General features: G+C 71.6%; 16 protein-coding genes and 1 tRNA gene. 11 read left to right on the top strand and 6 right to left on the bottom strand.

Features of this window, described 5'->3' with window-relative positions; genetic code table 11:
* Window positions 1–128 precede the first annotated feature (128 nt).
* On the bottom strand, window positions 129–2,861 hold the full coding sequence (aceE, locus tag ACFV7Q_RS33485; RefSeq protein ID WP_385434398.1) for a pyruvate dehydrogenase (acetyl-transferring), homodimeric type: 2,733 nt from the start codon (window positions 2,859–2,861) through the stop codon (window positions 129–131).
* A gap of 434 nt (window positions 2,862–3,295) precedes the next feature.
* Between aceE and ACFV7Q_RS33480 the strand changes: the two genes are divergently transcribed.
* The 6 genes from ACFV7Q_RS33480 to ACFV7Q_RS33455 all read left to right on the top strand — a co-directional run bounded on the left by ACFV7Q_RS33480 (window position 3,296) and on the right by ACFV7Q_RS33455 (window position 7,921).
* Window positions 3,296–3,724, top strand: coding sequence for a DUF3052 domain-containing protein (locus ACFV7Q_RS33480; RefSeq protein WP_385434396.1), 429 nt, complete (start codon window positions 3,296–3,298; stop codon window positions 3,722–3,724).
* A 156-nt stretch (window positions 3,725–3,880) separates the two neighbouring features.
* Entirely contained in the window at window positions 3,881–4,339 is a 459-nt protein-coding gene (locus tag ACFV7Q_RS33475; RefSeq protein WP_385434394.1) for a peroxiredoxin, read from the top strand.
* 168 nt (window positions 4,340–4,507) lie between these two features.
* On the top strand, window positions 4,508–5,083 hold the full coding sequence (locus ACFV7Q_RS33470; protein WP_385434392.1) for a TerD family protein: 576 nt from the start codon (window positions 4,508–4,510) through the stop codon (window positions 5,081–5,083).
* Window positions 5,084–5,283: 200 nt separating this feature from the next.
* Complete coding sequence (locus ACFV7Q_RS33465; protein WP_385434390.1) at window positions 5,284–5,859, top strand: TerD family protein; 576 nt, start codon at window positions 5,284–5,286, stop codon at window positions 5,857–5,859.
* A 25-nt stretch (window positions 5,860–5,884) separates the two neighbouring features.
* Window positions 5,885–6,997, top strand: coding sequence for a DUF475 domain-containing protein (locus ACFV7Q_RS33460; protein WP_385434388.1), 1,113 nt, complete (start codon window positions 5,885–5,887; stop codon window positions 6,995–6,997).
* Between the two features lie 186 nt (window positions 6,998–7,183).
* Window positions 7,184–7,921, top strand: coding sequence for a Tellurium resistance (locus tag ACFV7Q_RS33455; RefSeq protein ID WP_385434386.1), 738 nt, complete (start codon window positions 7,184–7,186; stop codon window positions 7,919–7,921).
* A gap of 18 nt (window positions 7,922–7,939) precedes the next feature.
* On the opposite strand, the gene ACFV7Q_RS33450 is transcribed toward ACFV7Q_RS33455, so the two are convergent.
* On the bottom strand, window positions 7,940–8,734 hold the full coding sequence (locus ACFV7Q_RS33450) for a TerD family protein (protein WP_385434384.1): 795 nt from the start codon (window positions 8,732–8,734) through the stop codon (window positions 7,940–7,942).
* 194 nt (window positions 8,735–8,928) lie between these two features.
* On the opposite strand from ACFV7Q_RS33450, the gene ACFV7Q_RS33445 reads away from it, so the two are divergent.
* From ACFV7Q_RS33445 to ACFV7Q_RS33430, 4 genes are all read left to right on the top strand, one after another.
* Window positions 8,929–10,104, top strand: a complete 1,176-nt coding sequence (locus tag ACFV7Q_RS33445) for an HpcH/HpaI aldolase/citrate lyase family protein (protein WP_385434382.1) — start codon at window positions 8,929–8,931, stop codon at window positions 10,102–10,104.
* A gap of 99 nt (window positions 10,105–10,203) precedes the next feature.
* Complete coding sequence (locus tag ACFV7Q_RS33440; protein WP_385434402.1) at window positions 10,204–12,819, top strand: phosphoribosyltransferase; 2,616 nt, start codon at window positions 10,204–10,206, stop codon at window positions 12,817–12,819.
* Window positions 12,816–13,691, top strand: a complete 876-nt coding sequence (locus ACFV7Q_RS33435; RefSeq protein ID WP_385434380.1) for an HAD family hydrolase — start codon at window positions 12,816–12,818, stop codon at window positions 13,689–13,691. Before ACFV7Q_RS33440 ends, ACFV7Q_RS33435 begins: the two co-directional genes overlap by 4 nt.
* Window positions 13,660–14,322: an O-methyltransferase gene (locus ACFV7Q_RS33430; protein ID WP_385434379.1), complete on the top strand. Its 663-nt coding sequence runs from the start codon at window positions 13,660–13,662 to the stop codon at window positions 14,320–14,322. The genes ACFV7Q_RS33435 and ACFV7Q_RS33430 overlap by 32 nt, the downstream gene beginning before the upstream one ends.
* A gap of 145 nt (window positions 14,323–14,467) precedes the next feature.
* Here the strand turns inward: ACFV7Q_RS33430 and ACFV7Q_RS33425 are convergent, their stop codons facing one another.
* The 4 genes from ACFV7Q_RS33425 to ACFV7Q_RS33410 form a co-directional block, all read right to left on the bottom strand.
* The gene (locus ACFV7Q_RS33425) at window positions 14,468–14,671 is read right to left on the bottom strand and encodes a zinc ribbon domain-containing protein (protein ID WP_385434377.1); all 204 of its coding nucleotides are present in this window, start codon (window positions 14,669–14,671) and stop codon (window positions 14,468–14,470) included.
* A gap of 5 nt (window positions 14,672–14,676) precedes the next feature.
* A complete protein-coding gene (locus tag ACFV7Q_RS33420) occupies window positions 14,677–15,651 on the bottom strand; it encodes an aldo/keto reductase (protein ID WP_385434375.1) in 975 nt (324 codons plus the stop codon).
* Between the two features lie 951 nt (window positions 15,652–16,602).
* Window positions 16,603–17,163 (bottom strand): DUF4383 domain-containing protein, encoded by a 561-nt coding sequence (locus ACFV7Q_RS33415; protein WP_385434400.1) that lies wholly within the window; start codon window positions 17,161–17,163, stop codon window positions 16,603–16,605.
* 373 nt (window positions 17,164–17,536) lie between these two features.
* A complete protein-coding gene (locus ACFV7Q_RS33410) occupies window positions 17,537–18,781 on the bottom strand; it encodes a hypothetical protein (RefSeq protein ID WP_385434373.1) in 1,245 nt (414 codons plus the stop codon).
* A gap of 109 nt (window positions 18,782–18,890) precedes the next feature.
* Here ACFV7Q_RS33410 and ACFV7Q_RS33405 point away from each other — a divergent pair.
* Window positions 18,891–18,965 (top strand) — tRNA-Val (locus ACFV7Q_RS33405).
* Window positions 18,966–19,224: the final 259 nt, after the last annotated feature.

Below are 19,224 nucleotides of genomic sequence, written 5' to 3'. Positions count from 1 at the left end.
CCTGGCGGGCGCAGCGGTGCGCCCGCCGTCGCAGGGCGGGGGGGCGGGGGCGCACACCCGCACCCCGGCCCGCCGGCTCCGTCACCGCAAGCCCCGTGGGGCTGCCGCTGCCACGCGTCGCCGCCGGCCTACGCGTCGCCGCCCGCGGGCCCCGGGTCCGCCGCCGCCACGTCCAGCAGCCGGTAGCGGTCCACGGCCTGCTTCAGCGCCGACCGGTCGACCCGGCCCGCCTTGGCGAGCTCGGTCAGCACCGCCAGCACCACCGACTGGGCGTCGATGTGGAAGAAGCGCCGCGCCGCGCCGCGCGTGTCCGCGAAGCCGAACCCGTCCGCACCGAGCGAGGTGTACGCGCCCGGCACCCACCGCGCGATCTGGTCCGGGACCGACCGCATCCAGTCGGAGACCGCCACGAACGGCCCCTCGCCGGACGACAGCTTCCGCGTCACGTACGGGACGCGCTGCTCCTCCTCCGGGTGGAGCAGGTTGTGCTCCTCCACCTCGACGGCCTCGCGGCGCAGCTCGTTCCAGGAGGTCGCCGACCAGACGTCCGCCTTGACGTTCCACTCCTCGGCCAGGATCCGCTGCGCCTCCAGGGCCCACGGCACCGCCACGCCCGAGGCCAGGATCTGCGCCGGGATGGAGCCGGACGTGCCCGTGGCCACCCGGTGGATGCCCTTGAGGATGCCGTCCACGTCGACGTTGGCCGGCTCGGCCGGGTGCTGGATCGGCTCGTTGTAGACGGTCAGGTAGTAGAAGACGTCCTCGGCATCGGGGCCGTACATGCGCCGCAGGCCGTCCTCGACGATGTGCGCGATCTCGTACCCGTAGGCCGGGTCGTACGCGATGCAGCCCGGGTTCGTCGACGCGAGCAGCTGCGAGTGGCCGTCGGCGTGCTGGAGGCCCTCACCCGTGAGGGTGGTCCGGCCCGCGGTCGCACCGAGCACGAAACCGCGCGCCAGCTGGTCGGCCATCTGCCAGAACTGGTCACCCGTGCGCTGGAAACCGAACATCGAGTAGAAGACGTAGACCGGGATCAGCGGCTCGCCGTGCGTCGCGTACGCCGAGCCGGCGGCGATCAGCGAGGCCGTGCAGCCCGCCTCCGAGATGCCGTCGTGCAGCATCTGGCCGGTCGGGGACTCCTTGTACGCCAGCAGCAGGTCGCGGTCGACGGCCTCGTACTGCTGGCCCAGCGGGTTGTAGATCTTGGCGCTCGGGAAGAACGAGTCCATGCCGAAGGTGCGGTACTCGTCCGGCGCGATCAGCACGAACCGCCGGCCGATCTCCTTGTCCCGCATCAGGTCCTTCAGCAGCCGGACGAACGCCATCGTCGTGGCGATCGACTGCTGTCCCGAGCCCTTCTTGACCGCCGCGTAGGCCTTGTCGTCGGGCAGCTGGAGCGGCTTGGCCCGCACCACGCGGGTCGGCACGTAGCCGCCCAGGGCCTTGCGCCGGTCGTGCATGTACTGGATCTCGGGCGAGTTGCGGCCCGGGTGGTAGTACGGCGGGGCGCCGCTCTCCAGCTGCGCGTCGGTGATCGGGAGGTGCAGGCGGTCGCGGAAGCGCTTGAGGTCGTCGACCGTCAGCTTCTTCATCTGGTGCGTCGCGTTGCGGCCCTCGAAGTTCGGGCCGAGCGTCCAGCCCTTGATCGTCTTGGCCAGGATCACCGTCGGCTGGCCCTTGTGGGCGCGGGCCGCCGCGTACGCCGCGTAGATCTTCCGGTGGTCGTGGCCGCCGCGCCCCAGGTGCAGGATCTGGTCGTCGGTCATGTCCGCGACCATCGCGCGCAGCCGCTGGTCGTCGCCGAAGAAGTGGTCCCGGATGTACGCGCCCGTCTCGGTGGCGTACGTCTGGAACTGGCCGTCCGGCGTCGAGTTCATCTTGTTGACGAGGATGCCGTCGCGGTCCTGCGCCAGCAGCGGGTCCCAGGAGCGGTCCCAGATCAGTTTGATGACGTTCCAGCCGGCCCCGCGGAAGATCGATTCCAGCTCCTGGATGACCTTGCCGTTGCCGCGGACCGGGCCGTCGAGGCGCTGGAGGTTGCAGTTGACGACGAAGGTGAGGTTGTCCAGGCCTTCGCGCGCCGCCAGGGACAGCTGGCCCAGCGACTCCGGCTCGTCCATCTCGCCGTCACCGAGGTACGCCCAGACGTGTGACTTGGAGGTGTCCGCGATCCCGCGCGCCTCCATGTACCGGTTCATCCGCGCCTGGTAGATGGCGCCGATCGGGCCCAGGCCCATCGAGACCGTCGGGAACTCCCAGAAGCCCGGCATCAGCCGCGGGTGCGGGTAGCTGGACAGGCCGTACGGGGCCTTCGACTTCTCCTGGCGGAAGGCGTCGAGCTGCTGCTCGGAGAGCCGGTCCAGCATGTACGCGCGGGCGTAGACGCCGGGGGAGGCGTGGCCCTGGAAGAAGATCTGGTCGCCGCCGTCGCCCTCGTCCTTGCCCCGGAAGAAGTGGTTGAAGCCCACGTCGTAGAGGGAGGCCGAAGAGGCGAAGGTGGCGATGTGGCCCCCCACGCCGATGCCCGGGCGCTGGGCCCGGGAGACCATCACGGCCGCGTTCCACCGGGTGGCGTTGAGGATCTTGCGTTCGATCTCCTCGTTGCCGGGGAAGAAAGGCTCGTCCTTGGTCGCGATCGTGTTGACGTAGTCCGTGCTGCGCATCTCGGGCACGGCCACGCGCCGCTCGCGCGCCCGCTCGATCAGGCGCAGCATCAGATAACGGGCCCGCTCACGGCCGCGCTCGTCGACGGCGGCGTCGAGGGAGTCGAGCCACTCCCGCGTTTCCTCCGGATCGAAGTCCGGGACCTGGCTCGGCAGGCCGCCAATGATGATCGGGTTGCGATCGGATGCGGAAGCCACGCTGTTCCTTCGCTGTCAGGGGAGTCGTGCCTTGGGTTCGCCGCCTCCCATGGTCTTACGCTCGGTCGGAATCGTCATCTTTACCACCGGGTAATCCCCGGAGCAGAGCGATTCGTCATGTCGCCGTAGCACGTTCCGCCGGGGCCGCGCCCCGGTGACGGGACCGACCAGCGCGACCGCAAGGATGTTCGGTCCCTCAAACAGGTAAGAAGTCCCCGGGCAATGCCGTATCGGCTGCAATGGTGTGGGATGAATCACCACAGGGCCATGTGGGAAGGCTGAAAGTTGCGGCGAGACGGCCGCAATCGTCACCGTTTCGGCGGTCCCGGCGGCCGGGTACTTGCGCGATCCGCCGCGCCCGTGTGGACTACGCCCAATGCTGCGCGTACGCGCGCGGCCGAAGACATTCACCGAACATGAGCAGGAGGCACCCCGTGAGCGCGACCGCGGACCACGCGGAGAGCCTGGCCGCCCGGCTGGGTTTCCAGTCCGAACAGGTGGTCCAGGAGATCGGCTACGACGAAGACGTCGATCAGCAGTTCCGCGATGAGGTCGAGGAACTGATCGGCAACGACCTCGTCGACGAGGACTACGACGACGTGGCCGACGCGGTGCTGCTGTGGTTCCGCAACGAGGACGGCGACCTGACCGACGCCCTCGTCGACGCCACCGAGCTGGTCGAGGAGGCGGCGCTGATCCTGCTGCTGACCCCGAAGACGGGCCGTCCCGGCTACGTCGAGGCCAGCGACATCAGCGAGGCCGCCGAGACCGCCGGCCTGTCGCAGACGAGGCCCGTCAGCGTCGGCAAGGAGTGGGCCGCCAGCAAGCTGGTGACCCCCAAGGCCGCCAAGTCCAAGCGCTGAGCGACGCGCCGCAGCCGAGCGCCGCAGCCAAGCGGAGACACACCCCGCCGACCCCGTCGGCGGGGTGTGTGCGTCTGCGGGTCCCGGCCCCCTAGGCTGGCACCCTCACCCGAACAGGCGAACGCAGGGATGCGGGAAAACGAAGGGATGCGACGGATGGCCATCGAGATCGGCAGCAAGGCCCCGGACTTCGAGCTCAAGGACAACCACGGCGCGACCGTCCGGCTCTCCGACTTCCGCGGCGAGAAGGCCGTGGTGCTGCTGTTCTACCCGTTCGCCTTCACCGGTGTGTGCACCGGCGAGCTGTGCGAGCTGCGCGACCAGCTGCCCCGCTTCCAGAACGACGAGGTCCAGCTCCTCGCCGTCTCCAACGACTCGGTGCCGACCCTGCGCGTCTTCGCCGAGAACGAGGGCTTCGACTACCCGCTGCTGTCGGACTTCTGGCCGCACGGCGAGACCTCCCGCGCGTACGGCGTCTTCGACGAGGAGAAGGGCTGCGCGGTCCGCGGCACCTTCATCATCGACAAGGACGGCATCGTGCGCTGGAGCGTCGTCAACGGGCTGCCCGACGCGCGTGACCTGAACGAGTACATCGAGGCGCTCGACAACCTGTGAGCCCCTTCCCGTTCCGCCGGGCGGTTCCGCGGGCAAAAACCGCGTGGCGGCGGGAACCCGTCACTAGGATCAACACGTTGATCCGGTAGCTCCCCCAGCCCCCGCTGGGAGGGCCCCCATATCGCACGACAGGGGCACCGCCCCGGACATGAATTCATTGGAGGACCCGTGGGAGTCAGCCTCAGCAAGGGCGGCAACGTTTCGCTGACCAAGGCCGCGCCGAATCTGACGGCAGTGCTCGTCGGTCTGGGCTGGGACGCTCGCACCACCACCGGTGTCGACTTCGACCTCGACGCCAGCGCGATCCTGACCAACGACCTGGGCAAGGTCACCAGCGACTCGAACTTCGTGTTCTTCAACAACATGAAGAGCCCGGACGGCTCGGTCGAGCACACCGGTGACAACCTCACCGGTGAGGGCGAGGGCGACGACGAGGTGATCAAGGTGAACCTCGCCGGTGTCCCGGCCGACGTCGCCAAGATCGTCTTCCCGGTCTCGATCTACGAGGCCGACAGCCGCCAGCAGAGCTTCGGCCAGGTCCGCAACGCGTACATCCGCGTCGTGAACCAGGCGGACAACACCGAGATCGCCCGCTACGACCTTTCCGAGGACGCCTCGACCGAGACCGCCATGGTCTTCGGCGAGCTGTACCGCAACGGCGCGGAGTGGAAGTTCCGCGCCATCGGCCAGGGTTACGCCTCCGGCCTGGCCGGCATCGCGCGGGACTTCGGCGTCAACGTCTGATCCCGCCCGCTGTCCACCCGTCCGGCGTCGTGCACACCCCGTGTACGGCGCCGGACGCGCTTGCACCACTGCGCGACCGCACCACCGCACCACCGCATGACCGCACCACTGCGTCGCCGCACTGCCGCACCACCGCGCCACTGCACCGCCCCGCCCACGGGCGGGCCACGACCACCACGTCGTCCGGGGAGGACTTCAACATGGGCGTCACACTCGCCAAGGGGGGCAACGTCTCCCTCTCCAAGGCCGCACCGAACCTCACCCGGGTCCTGGTCGGTCTGGGCTGGGACGCGCGTTCGACGACAGGGGCCGACTTCGACCTCGACGCCAGCGCGCTGATGTGCCGCGACGGCCGGGTCCTGGGGGACCAGTACTTCGTCTTCTACAACAACCTCAAGAGCCCCGAGGGCTCCGTCGAACACACCGGTGACAACCTGACCGGTGAGGGTGACGGGGACGACGAGTCGATCATCATCGACCTGACCAAAGTGCCGGCCGAGGTCGACAAGATCGTCTTCCCGGTCTCCATCCACGAGGCTGACGCCCGCCGGCAGGCGTTCGGGCAGGTCACCAACGCCTTCATCCGGGTGGTGAACGAAGCGGACGGACGGGAGTTGGCCCGCTACGACCTCACCGAGGACGCCTCGACCGAAACCGCAATGATCTTCGGTGAGGTCTACCGGTACGGCGGTGAATGGAAGTTCCGTGCGGTGGGTCAGGGGTACGCGTCGGGCCTGAGGGGCATCGCTCTAGACTTCGGGGTCAACGTTTCGTAAAGCCGTACGAGAACATGGGGTGCCAGTGGTTCTGAAAACCTTCGGCTGGTCGTTCGCCATCACGGCGCTCGGCCTTGCCTTCGCCGCTTGGCAGTGGGGGTGGGAGGCGTTCGGGATCGTGCTGATCCTGTCGATCCTCGAAATCTCGCTGTCCTTCGACAACGCGGTCGTCAACGCCGGCGTCCTGAAGAAGATGAATGCCTTCTGGCAGAAGATCTTCCTCACGATCGGCATCCTGATCGCGGTCTTCGGCATGCGACTCGTGTTCCCCGTGGCCATCGTCGCGATCAGCGCCAAGGTGGGCCCGATCGAGGCCATCGAGCTGGCCCTGGAGCACCCCGATCAGTACGAGGCGCTGGTCACCGACGCCCACCCGGCGATCGCGGCCTTCGGTGGCATGTTCCTGCTGATGATCTTCCTCGACTTCGTCTTCGAGGAGCGCGAGCACAAGTGGCTCGCCTGGCTGGAGCGGCCCCTGGCCAAGCTCGGCAAGGTCGACATGCTCTCGGTGTGCATCGCCCTGATCGCCCTGCTGGTCACCGCGATGACCTTCGCGACGAACGCCCACATCAGCACCGGCCACGCGGACAAGTCCGCCACCGTCCTGCTGGCCGGCGTCGCCGGTCTGATCACCTACCTGATCGTCGGCGGCCTCTCCTCCTACTTCGAGGACAAGCTGGAGGAGGAAGAGGAGCGCGAGCACGAGGAGGAGGAGAAGGCCAAGGCCGAGGGCAAGCAGGTCTCCGCGGTCGGCCTGGCCGGCAAGGCCGCGTTCTTCCTGTTCCTCTACCTGGAGGTCCTCGACGCCTCCTTCTCCTTCGACGGCGTCATCGGCGCCTTCGCCATCACCAACCACATCTTCTGGATGGCGCTCGGCCTCGGCATCGGCGCCATGTACGTCCGCTCGCTCACGGTCTACCTGGTCCGCCAGGGCACCCTGGACGACTACGTCTACCTGGAGCACGGCGCGCACTACGCGATCGGCGCCCTCGCGGTCATCCTGCTCATCACCATCCAGCACGAGATCAGCGAGACCATCACCGGCCTCATCGGCGTGGTCCTGATCGCCGCCTCGTTCTGGTCATCCGTGCGCCGCAACAAGCGGCTGGAGCTGGAGGGGGCGTCCGCCCGGGCGTGACCTCCGCCGAGGCATGACCGCGGCGGTATTGCGGAACGCTCCATGCGGGGCGGCCTGCTGGGTCCACGGACCCGGGGGGCCGCCCCGTCCGCGTAGCCGCCCCCGTGCGGCGGCCCGCGCGGGGACCACAGGGTACGCGGGGACCACGAGGGATCAGGGGATCCCGGCAGTGAGGGGGGACAGGGGATGGGATTCTTCGACGGCATCAGGGGCAGCCGTGCGCTGCAGTTCGACTCGGGCAACGCCTCCTCGGCGATCGAGCTCACCAAGCGGCAGCCGACGGTGTCGCTGACCAAGCAGGGGGCCGTCCACGGCAATCTGCGCGTCAACCTGTCCTGGCGGATGCGGACTTCCGACATCGGCGGCCGCAGCGGCCAGAGCGGGCAGCTGCTGCGGCACCCCTTCAAGCTGTTCAAACCGGACGTGGTGCAGGGGCACACCCTGGGCATGGTCAACGTCGACCTCGACATCGGCTGCCTGTACGAGCTGGCCGACGGCACCCGGGGCGTCGTACAGCCGCTGGGCAACCTGCTGGGCGACATCAACAGCCCGCCGTACGTGAAGCTCAGCGGCGACGACCGGTTCGGCGCGCCCTCCGGCGAGACGATCTTCGTCAACCTGGACCACGCGGACGAGATCAAGCGGCTGCTGGTGTTCGTCTACATCTACGACCAGACCCCGGCCTTCGACCGGACCCACGCGCTGGTCACCCTGTACCCGATCACCGGGCCGCGGATCGAGATCCCGCTGGACGAACGGCACCCGCAGGCCCGCTCCTGCGCGGTGGTCTCCCTGGAGCACGCCAAGGGCGAGCTGGTGGTGCGCCGCGAGGTGAAGTTCGTGTACGGGTTCCAGGCCGAACTGGACCGGCTGTACGGGTGGGGCCTGCAGTGGGGGCGGGGCTACAAGAGCACCAAGGCCTGACCGCCCCCACCGGCGGCGTCAGCGGCGGATGAACTGCGGTCCCTGCACCGGCAGCCGGAACGACGGGTCGCCGCCCGGGGCCGGCACCGGCGCCGGGGACACCGGCTGCGGGTACCCGTACGCCGGCTGCGCGGCCGGCGGGGCCTGCGTCTGCGGCGTGGGCGGGTGCGGGGGCGGCGTCGGCGGCCGCATCGCGGCCGTCTGCTCGGAGGTGGGCCCGGCCGCGCCCGTGCCCGCGGACGCGCCCCCGGCGCCGCCGTCGGCGGCGTTCTCGTCCACCGAGATCCCGTGGTCGGTCGCCAGCCCGACCAGCCCGTCGGAGTAGCCCTCGCCGAGTGCGCGGAACTTCCACGCGTCGCCCCGCCGGTACAGCTCCCCGCAGATCAGGGCCGTCTCGGCGCCGGTCTCGGGCCGTACGTCGAAGTAGGCCAGCGGTTCGGCGCCGCCGGTCGCGGTGGCGTCGTACAGCAGGATCCGCAGGTCGAGGACCCGCTCGAACGGTACGTCCTCGGCGGAGGCCACCACCAGGACCCGGTCCACCACCGGGGGCACCGTTCGCAGGTCCGCCTGCACGGCGTCGGTGACGGCCCCGCCGACCTGCTTCTTGCCGAGCCGCCAGACGGACCCGGAGGGGTGGCGGGGCTGGTTGTAGAAGACGAAGTCCTCGTCCGAGCGCACCCGCCCGTCCGGGCCCACCAGCAGCGCCGAGGCGTCCACGTCCGGTACCTCGGGACCGCCGGTCCAGCGCAGCACCGCCCGGACCGCCACCGTGGTCACCGGGATGTTCGAGCCCTTCTGCATCGCGTGCGTCATGCCCGTCATCCTGCCCTCCCGGGGCGGCGCGGAACAACGCGGCCCCCCGCAGGGCCTTGCCCCGGCCGCGGACCGTGGGCATGGTGCATAAGGGTTACCTGAACTTCATGTGCTTGAGGAACTCTTGACTCAGGTTCGTACGTACTATTACCGGCCACGCCAGTTGGGCCGCCGAGGCAGTACGGGGGAAGCACATGCGTCACTTTGGGCACATATCGCCCGCGGTCCGACGAGACCTCTTCCACATGGAGCCGGCCGAGTTCACCGCTGCCTCGCCCGCACGCCTGCTCGCCGCCGCCCTCGGGGCCACCCTCTACAGCCCGGCCACCCGCCCGAACCTCGCCGCCGACATCCGCAAGCAGGCCGCCCGCGGAGTCGTCTCCATGGTCCTCTGCCTGGAGGATTCCATCAGCGACGCCGACGTGCACGACGCCGAGGAGAACCTCGTACGGCAGTTCGCCGCGCTCGACGCGGAGGGCGAGGACGGCCCGGAGCTCCCCCTCCTCTTCATCCGCGTCCGCACCCCCGAGCAGATCCCCGACCTCGCGCGCCGCCTCGGCGGTTCCGTGCACAGACTGGCCGGATTCGTCCTACCCAAGTTCAACGCGAGCTGCGGCCCCGCGTTCCTCGACGCCGTGGCCGAGGCGGAGGCCCTCAGCGGCCTCCCCCGGCTCTACTCGATGCCCGTCCTGGAAACCCCCGACCTGCTCCACCTCGAAACCCGCGTCGAGGCCCTCGCCGGGATCTCCCGCACGGTCAACCGGTACCGCGAGCGCGTGCTCGCCCTACGGCTCGGCGTCACCGACTTCTGCTCCGCGTACGGGCTGCGCCGCACCCCCGACATGACCGCGTACGACGTCCAGATCGTCGCCGGGGTCATCGCCGACGTGGTCAACGTGCTCAGCCGAGCCGACGGCACCGGCTTCACCGTGACCGGCCCGGTCTGGGAGTACTTCCGCAGCCAGCAGCGCCTCTTCAAGCCGCAGCTGCGGCGCAGCCCCTTCCTGCAGGAGGGCGTCGAGGAGCTGCGGACCGCCCTGATCGAGCACGACCTGGACGGGCTCTTGCGCGAGATCGAACTCGACCGGGCCAACGGACTCCTCGGCAAGACCTGCATCCACCCGGTCCACGTCACGCCCGTGCACGCGCTGTCGGTGGTCTCCCACGAGGAGTTCAGCGACGCCCAGGACATCCTGCGCCCCGAGCGCAACGGCGGCGGCGTCATGCGCTCCGCCTACACGAACAAGATGAACGAGGTGAAGCCCCACCGGGCCTGGGCGGAGCGCACCATGCTGCGCGCCGAGGCGTTCGGGGTGGCGAAGGAGCAGGTCGGTTTCGTCGACCTCCTCACGGCCGGGCTCCAGGTGTGAGCGGGAACGGGCATGGCCGAGGCGCCCGAGGCAACCGAGGCGACCGGTGCGGCCGGTGCGACTGAAGTGACTGATGTGAATGAAGTGAATGATGTGACGATGGAGAAGGGCAAGACGATCGACGCGGTGTGGTCGGGAACCTGGGTCGCGGACCGGCTGGGCGTCCACCTCGAAGGAGCGGACGGCTCCCGCGGGCCACGGCTGGAGGAGCTGCTCGGCCTCGCCCTGCGCCGCAACCCCAAGCGGGCCCACCTGCTGGTCTCGCAGGTGCTCGGCAAGCACGTCCCGCAGTCCCCGCGCGCCGTCCACGCCGCCGGGTACGGGCTCGGACAGCGGGTCCGGGCCCTGCTCGACGCGGCGGGGGAGGACCCGGCCGCCGCCGTGGTCCTCGGCTACGCCGAGACCGCCACCGGCCTCGGCCACTGCGTGGCCGACGGTCTGGGCACGGCTCCCTACCTGCACTCCACGCGCCGCCCGGTGCCGGGTGTGGCCGTCGTCGGCGGGTTCGAGGAGAGCCACTCGCACGCCACGTCCCACCTGCTGCTGCCCGAGGACCCGAAGCTGCTCGCCGGCGGGGGGCCGCTGGTCCTCGTCGACGACGAGTTCTCCACCGGCAACACGGTCCTGAACACCATCCGCGACCTGCACGGCCGCCATCCCCGCACCCACTACGTGGTCGTCGCCCTCGTCGACATGCGCTCCCCGGCCGACCGCGAGCGGCTCAGCGCCTTCGCCGCCGAGATCGGCGCCCGGGTCGACCTGCTCGCACTGGCCTCGGGGACCGTGCACCTGCCCGAGGGCGTCCTGGCCAAGGGGCAGGCCCTGGTCGAGCAGTACGAACGGCAGACCGAAGCCGGGATCCGGAGGACCGAGGACGGGTCCGGGAGCCGGACCCGGGACGGCAACCGGCGGGCGACCGCCGTGCCCGCACCCCGCCCCGCCCCGGTCCGCCGGGTGGAGCTGGCCTGGCCGGCCGGGGTGCCCGACGGAGGGCGCCACGGCTTCACCCCCGCCCACCGCGACCGCTTGGAGGCCGCGCTGCCCACGCTGGCCGGGCAGCTCGCCGACGCGCTCGGCACCGCCCCCGGCCGGGTCCTCGTCCTCGGCAACGAGGAACTGATGTACGCGCCGCTGCGCCTCGCGCTCGCGCTGGAGGAGTCCTGCGCTGCCCGCCAGGTCCGCTTCTCCACCACCACCCGCTCGCCCGTCCTCGCCGTCGACGACCCCGGCTACGCGATCCGCACCCGGCTCGTCTTCCCCGCCCACGACACCCCCGCCGACGGGCCTGGCGACCGGTACGCCTACAACGTCGCCGGGGCCGGCTTCGACACCGTCGTCGCCGTGGTCGACGGCCACGGGGACACCGCCGCGCTGCACGCCCCCGACGGGCTCCTCGCCCGCCTCGCCCCGCACACCGGGCAGGTCCTGCTCGCCGTCGTCCCCTCGTACGCGCCCGAGCGCACCCCCGACGCCCTTCCCGACCGGCAGGAGCCGACCATGCCCGAGCCGACCCCGCTGCAGCCCGGCGGCCCTGGGCACCCGACCCCGCTGCCGCGGCTGCCCGAGCCCCTGCGCGGCCCCGCCTTCTCCTCGTACGCCGCCGAGGACGTCGGCTGGCTGCTCCAAGACCTCTCCGGCGTGGCCCTGGAAGCCCCGACCGAGGAACGCGAAGAAGCCATCCAAGCCGGTGGCGCCCACTACGCCGAGTCGCTGCCCGTCGAATACCAGCCCTCCGACCAGTACCAGGAGCTGTACCGGAGCGCGCTGGACACCTCCGCCACCCGGATCGCCCGGGCCGTCGGCACGGTCACCGAGACCGTCCTCGCCGAGCGCACCCCCTCCCCGGTCCTGGTTTCCCTCGCCCGCGCGGGCACCCCCGTCGGCGTGCTGATGCGCCGCTGGGCGAAGGCCCGGCACGGCCTGGACCTGCCGCACTACGCGGTCTCCATCGTGCGCGGCCGCGGCATCGACGCCAACGCGCTGCGCTGGCTGGCCGCCCACCACGACCCCGCCGACGTCGTCTTCGTCGACGGCTGGACCGGCAAGGGCGCCATCACGCGCGAGCTGTCCGCCGCCCTGCGCGCCCACCGGGAGCAGGAGGGCGGCCCGGAGTTCAACCCGGACATCGTGGTCCTGGCCGACCCCGGCTCGTGCGTGCCCACGTACGGCACCCGCGAGGACTTCCTGATCCCCTCCGCCTGCCTCAACTCCACCGTCTCGGGTCTGATATCGCGTACGGTGCTCCGCTCCGACCTGGTCGGGCCCGCCGACTTCCACGGCGCGAAGTTCTACCGCGAGCTCGCCGCAGCCGACGTCTCCACCGATTTCGTCGACACCGTCGCCGCCCGCTTCGACGAGGTCGCCGACGCCGTCGACGCCGAGGTCAAGGAACTCCTCGCGGCGGACCGGGCCCCCACCTGGGAGGGCTGGGCCGCCGTGGAGCGGATCAGCGAGGAGTACGGCATCCACGACGTCAACCTGGTCAAGCCCGGCGTCGGCGAGACCACCCGGGTGCTGCTGCGCCGCGTGCCGTGGAAGGTCCTCGCCCGACGCGGCGCCGGCCCCGACCTGGACCACGTACGGCTCCTCGCCGAGCAGCGCGGGGTGCCGGTGGAAGAGGTCGACGGGCTGCCCTACACCTGCGTGGGGCTCATCCATCCCCGCTACACGCGCGGCGCCACCGGCGCCGACGGAAAGGCCGTGACCTCCAAGTGACTGTCCTCGTAGCCAGCGATCTCGACCGTACGCTCATCTACTCGACGGCCGCCCTCCACCTGACCGTGCCCGACGCCGCCGCCCCACGGCTGCTGTGCGTGGAGGTGCACGAGAGCAAGCCGCTGTCGTACATGACGGAGACCGCGGCCGCCCTGCTGGCCGAGCTCACCGCGGACCCCGAGGTCGTGTTCGTCCCGACCACGACCCGGACGCGCAAGCAGTACCAGCGCATCCGCTTCCCCGGCCGGCCGGCACCGTACGCCATCTGCGCCAACGGCGGGCAGCTCCTGGTGGACGGGGTGCCGGACCCGGTCTGGCGCCGGCAGGTGGCGGCGAGGCTGGCCGAGGAGTGCGCCCCGCTGGAGGAGGTGCACCAGCACCTGCTGGCGGTCGCCGACCCGGCGTGGCTGCGCAAGGCACGGGTGGCGGAGGACCTGTTCGCGTACCTGGTCGTCGAACGGGACCAGGTCCCGGAGGAGTGGATCAAGCAGCTGACCGCGTGGGCCGAGGCCCGCGGCTGGACGATCTCGCTCCAGGGCCGCAAGGTCTACGCCGTCCCGCGGCCGCTGACGAAGAGCGCGGCGATGCACGAAGTGGCCCGGCGTACGGGCGCGTCCACGACCCTGGCGGCCGGCGACTCACTGCTGGACGCCGACCTGCTGCTCGCGGCGGACGCGGCCTGGCGGCCCGGGCACGGCGAACTCGCCGACGCGGGCTGGCACGCGCCGACGGTCACGGCCCTGGCGGAGAAGGGCGTCGCGGCGGGCGAGGAGATCGTGCGGGCGTTCGCCCGGACCGCACGCGAACCTGGACGGCCCGTGGACTGGGCACACTTGACACATGACCAAGGGCAACTCGACGAAGATCACTGACGAGCTCTACCGCTACGTGCTCGACCACAACCCCCCGCTGGACGAGATCCAGCAGGGGCTGGTGGACACCACCTACGCCAAGTTCCCCGACGTGGCGGGCATGCAGTCCGCGGAGGAGCAGGGCCCGCTGCTGGCCTTCCTGGTCCGGCTGACCGGCGCCCGCCGCATCGTGGAGGTCGGCACCTTCACCGGCTTCTCCACCCTTTCCATGGCCCAGGCGATGCCCGCGGACGGCGTACTGATCGCCTGCGACATCTCCGAGGAGTGGACCGCGTACGGGCGGCAGGCCTGGGAGGCGGCGGGCGTCGCCGACCGCATCGACCTGCGCATCGCCCCGGCGCTGGACACGCTGCGCGCCCTGCCGGCCGAGCCGCACGTCGACATGGCGTACGTGGACGCGGACAAGGAGAACCAGATCGCGTACTGGGAGGAGCTCGTGCCGCGGATGCGGCCGGGAGGGCTGATCGTCACCGACAACACCCTCTTCCACGGCACGGTCGTGGACGGGACGGCGACGAGCGGGGCGGCGGCGGGCGTCCGCGCCTACAACGACCACGTCGCGGCCGACCCGCGGATGGAGTCCGTGCTGCTGGCGATCTCGGACGGGCTCACCCTGTCGCGCAAGCGCTGACGCCGCCGCCGGCCCGCCACCGGCCGATTTCTGCCGGCCGCCGGCCACCAGCTGGTGACTGCCGGCCGCCGGCCACCAGCTGGTGACTGCCGGCCGGTGGCCACCAGCGGGTGACTGCCGGCCGCCGGCTGCCGGTGCGCCGCGGTCAGCAGCAGCCCCCGCCACCGCAGCAGCCGCCGCCGGAGGGGGCGGGGGCGCTGCTGGTCCCGCCGACGGCAACGGCGGACAGCAGCTTGACGGTGTCGGAATGGCCGACGGGGCAGTCGGCGGGCGCGGACGACTCGGCCATGGGACGGCTGACCTCAAAGGTGTCGTCGCAGGTCCGGCAGCGGAATTCGTATCGAGGCATGCGTCCTAGGCTACCGAGGGAGCCCCCTCGGCACCGGCGGGCTCCAGGAGCCGCAGCTCCTCCTCGGACAGGCGCAGCGCGCCCGCGGCGACGTTGTCGGCCAGGTGATCCGGATCGCCTGTGCCGGGGATGGCCAGGACGTGCCCCCCGAGGTGCAGCGTCCACGCCAGCCGCACCTGTGCCGGACTCACCCCGCGGGCCTGCGCGACGGCGGAGACGGCGGCGGCAGGGGTGTCAGAGGTGGTGCCGGTGCGGCTGTCGGTGCCGGTGCCGGCAGGGCGCAGGCCGGCCTCGCGATTCTGCCCGGCCAGCGCGTAGAAGGGGACGTACGCGACCCCCTGTTCCCCGCAGAGCCGTATGATCTCGCGCTGCTCGGCCTGCTGCTCCGGGGCGAACCCAAGGCCGTACGGGTTCTGCACGCACACCACCGGGGCGATGGCCTGGGCTTCGGCGAGGTGGTGGGGCCGGACGTTGGACAGGCCGAGGTGGCGGATGAGCCCGGCCTCGCGCAGTTCGGCCAGGGCGCCGAAACGTTCGGCGATCGAGTCGGTCCCGACGATGCGCAGGTTGACCACGTCGAGGTGGTCGCGGCCGAGCTCGCGCAAGTTCTGCTCGACCTGGCCGCGGAGCTGGCCCGGGCCGGCGTGGGGGGTCCAGGCACCGGACGGGTCGCGGCCCGGTCCGACCTTGGTGGCGATGAGGAGGTCGTCCGGGTAGGGCGCGAGCGCCCGGTTGATCAGCTCGTTGGCGGAGCGCAGGCGCGAGAAGTAGAAGGCGGCCGTGTCGATGTGGTTCACGCCGAGCTCGACCGCGCGGCGCAGTACGCCGATCGCCCGGTCGCGGTCGCCGGGGGCCGCGTCGGGGTCGAAGGCGGCGCCCTCCTGGGTGATCCGCATCGCGCCGAAGCCGATCCGGTGGACGCGGAGGTCGCCGAGGTGCCAGGTGCCCGATGCCGCTGCGGTGATCGTCTGTGGAGTCATGCCGTAATGATCAACGGCGGACGGGGCGGAGCTGCCAGTAATGCGACTCCAGCTGGATCCGGGGCCGCGGGGGACCGCCAGGGCAGGGGCCGGCCCGACGGTGCTGCCGTTCTCGGCGGACGGTCCTGGGGCAGCTCGTGCCCGCCTTCCGGCTGCTGGCCGGCCCGGCCCCCGGGGGCGCGGTGGGGCGGGGCGGCTTGCGGGCGCGGCGGGGCGGCGTACGGGCGCCTCCCGTGATGCCGGCCGGGCGCGCGTCGGCGCCGGTCGGGCGGGATTCGGCGCTGGTCGGGCAGCCCAGGGCGCGGGCAGGGCGGGCGGCCGTCGGGTGGGCGGGGCCGGGCGGGTGGAGGAAAACGGGCATACCGCGCCCGGGCCCTGGCTCGCGCAGGTGCGGCTCCGAGGGCGGGCGGCCGCCGTGCTGGACCGGGGCTGGCTCGCCGAGCGATCCCGGCCGGCCGTCTCCGTCTCCGTCCCCGACTTCCCCCACCCCCGGCGCCGGCCGGCCCCTGCACTCGAACAGGATCCAGCAGCGGTCGTGGCCACTTGCCGGAGCGGGTGCAGGGACTCGAACACCTGGGGCACCACCGGGGCCGTCTCGGCCCGCGGCTGCGGGCGCTGCACACGACCCCCTGCACGGCCGGCTGGCCCGGTTCGCGGAGGAGGCCGGGGCCTCGGCCCCCGCTCAGCCGGGAGGCGGCGGGTCCAAGCTGCTGCTCGCACCCTCCTCCGCGTTCAAGGCCTCCGGCCTGTCCACGCGGCCGCTGCACACCGCGGCCGCTGCACACCGCGGCCGCTGCACACCGCGACGCGGCCGTGGCCCTCGCCGCCGTACTCGCCGTGGGCCTCGCCGCCGTACTCGGTGCTCGCGCAGCACGCTGCTGGTCGAGCCGGACGGTCCCGCCTCCGGCCGCCGCCTCGCCGGGCGGCCGGCAGGGGTAGGCGGCGCAGACGTCAAGGCCTGGCGGCGGGGGGCGCCAAGCCGGAGCCCGAGCGCGTCCGGGTCCGGGCTCGGGCCCGGTCCTCACGGGCCGCCTGCTCCGGGTGGCGGGCCCGCCAGTACGGGTTGTCGTGCGGCAGCGCGCTGCCCACCCGCCCGTACATCCCGAACCACATCAGCATCACGCCGACGACGAAGCTGAACAGCACGTTCTGGATCTCGAAGGCGAGGAAGTTCAGGCCCGTGTCCAGCAGGGCCAGATTGACGAACCCGCTCGCGATGAAGGCCAGCCCCAGAACGATGTTGAGCGTCGACGCGAAGTTCCCGCCGATCACCATCCCGATGAAGAGCAGCAGGCCGACACAGATCGACAGCACACTCAGCGCGCCGTTGGTGTTCAGGGAGAGGACCTGGTCACCGCCGGTGTCGAAGAACCCGATCCGGTTCGTCAGCCCGAGGATCCCGAAGACGACGAGCAGGACCCCCGTCAGACCGGCACCCACCCGGTACACCACGCTGAGCTTGTGGTCGACGGGCAGGTGTTCGTCGAGCTGCGCCTCCACGGGATGCATCATGCGCTGGACGCGGCGCCGCAGCCTGCTGTGGGGGTCCTTCGGCATCTGCGGCCCGTAGGGCTCATGGGGTACGTAGGGTGCGTAATTCTCGTGGGCCTCGTGACAGCCGAAGGCCGCGTGAGGCGCATAGCCCTCACGAGGTGCGGAGGCCACCCGAGACGCCCGCGTCGAACGGGAAGAACGAGCCGCGCGGGAAGTGTGGGTCGCGTGGGAAGCGTGGGCAGCCATTCCGCCCTCCTCTGCTCCGTCGCTGTACCCCTCCCAGCATCCGCCGACGCCCACCGCCGGACAACTCCCCCGCAGCTCGGCCCCGGCCACCCACACAGCGGCCCGGTTCGGTCGGCTCGGCTCCGCTCGGTCGGCTCGCCTCCGCTCAGCCGGTGGCGCGGCGGCCCCGCATGTCCGCCACCACCCGGCCCACCACCGCACGGACCTCCTCCATCTCCTGGAGGAAGTGCCAGTAGTCGGGGTGCCGCCCCTCCAGCGAGGCCAGCGCCCGCTCCATCCGCGCCACCGACTCGTCCAGCGGCCCCGCGTGCCGCGGATCGGGGACGCTTCGGCCCTCCATCGCCAGCCGCTGGGCGTCCCGGATCACGAACCGGGTCCGCTGCACCTCCTGCTGCGGGTCCCGAGCCACCGCCTCCAGCCGGGTCAGCCGGTCCTGCGCGGCCGACACCGCCTCGTCCGTGGCGTCCAGGGCCGCCCGCACCTCCTCGATCAGCGCCGTCACGTCCACCCAGCGCTGGTCCTCGCGCGCCCGGGCAGCCTCCCGCAGTTGCTCCTCCGCCCGCGCGACGCTCTGCACGGCCTGCTCCGGCACCTGCTGCAGGTCCTGCCAACAAGCCGCGCTGAACCGCCGGCGCAGCTCGCTGAGCACAGGATCCACCCGGTCCGCCCGGTTGCGCAGCGCCTGCGCCCGGGTCCGCAGGCTCACCAGCCGCCGGTCGATCTCCGCGGCACGCTCCGGCAGCCGTGCGAGCTCGGCCCGTATCGCCTCGGCGTCCCGCAGGATCCGGTCCGCGCGCTGCAGGGTGTCCTGCACCCCGTGCTGGGCGACGCCCTGGTTCAGCAGGGTCAGCTCGGGCCCGAGCGCGGCCAGCCGTGCCGCCAGGTCATCCGCCCGCATCCCCGCCCCGCGGACCCCGTCCAGCGCCGTGCTCGCCGCCAACAGTGCGGCCTTCGCCCGCTCCCGGGCCGGCGCAACCCGGGCGAGCTGCGTCTCGGCACGGTCCAGCAGCGGCTGGATGCTCTGCGCGAACCGGTCCAGCTCCCCCTTGGCGCGTACGAGCTCCTCGCGCGCCCGCGTCAGCTGGTCCCGGGCCCGCGCCGCCACGGCACCGTCCAGTTCGGGCCGGTCCAGGTCATGCGCGTCGACCGCCTCGATGTACACGTGGCTGGCCTGGTCGATCCGCTGCCCCAGCGCGGCGAACGCCTCCCCCGCCTGCCGGGCCGCCGGCGAGCCGTCCGCGGCGGCGATGGTCTCGATCGAGATCCGCAGATCCCGCTGAGCCGTGTCCAGCTCGTAGAACGCGCCGGCGGCGGCATCCTTGGCCGCCTGCGCGTCCGCCCGCCGACTGTCGTCCCGCCCACCGAACCACCGCCGGGATGCCGTCGTCACAATCCCTCTCCCGTACCGCGCCCGCCTCCGCCCTGCCGGTCCATTCTCTCCCACGGGAACGGGTTTGCGTGGGGGGCGTGCCTGCCATGTAGGCTATCCACTCGTCCACGGGTGCGTAGCTCAGGGGTAGAGCGCTGCTCTTACAAAGCAGATGTCGGCGGTTCGAAACCGTCCGCGCCCACCAGTAGGAAGTAGCAGGTCACAGCACCTGTGGAGCCCCTCGGCGCATGATCGCCGAGGGGCTTCGTCGTGCTCGCAGTCCACAGAGTCCACATCCCAGGGGAGCTCTCCGCGGGATGGGTGGCCCTACCTGCGGTTCGCCTCATTCAGCGCCCGCAGCTCGATCTCCTAGTAGTGCTTTGTTAGGTGGTGTCGTAGGGCTGCCAGGGGATGGTTTGCTGGCAGGTGGGGCAGGTGCCGGTCCAGGTGGCGATGAGGTGTTG

It is taken from the genome of Streptomyces sp. NPDC059851, from assembly GCF_042732005.1.
Classification (GTDB): Bacteria; Actinomycetota; Actinomycetes; order Streptomycetales; family Streptomycetaceae; genus Streptomyces.
The sequence above is the reverse complement of the archived record's forward strand: the minus strand, read 5'-3'. Positions and strand labels throughout refer to the sequence as shown.